This window comes from Anaerotruncus sp. DFI.9.16, assembly GCF_024461615.1.
GTDB lineage: Bacteria > Bacillota > Clostridia > Oscillospirales > Ruminococcaceae > Anaerotruncus > Anaerotruncus massiliensis.
Genome location: NZ_JANFZX010000200.1, coordinates 1 through 202 on the forward strand (window position 1 = coordinate 1; position 202 = coordinate 202).

At 64.4% G+C, this 202-nt stretch carries 1 protein-coding gene; it reads right to left on the reverse strand.

Features of this window, described 5'->3' with window-relative positions; genetic code table 11:
• Window positions 1–202: hypothetical protein (locus tag NE609_RS17900; RefSeq protein ID WP_256153262.1), on the reverse strand; the 202-nt coding region annotated here is incomplete at both ends.

Consider the following 202-nt stretch of genomic DNA (forward strand, 5'->3'; position numbering starts at 1 on the left):
TCGTAGCGGTATTCGGTCTTTCGCCACGCCTCCGGCTCGCCCGGGGCGCTGCACAGCACCTCCTGCCGGAGGACGTTTCCCGCAGCGTCATAAAAGTACCGCGAAACCGCGCGGGCGTCCACTTCAAACGGCGCTTCCTGCCGGATAAGGCGTCCCGCCGCGTCGTAATAAAACAGCGTGGCGTTTCCCTTGGGATCGGTCG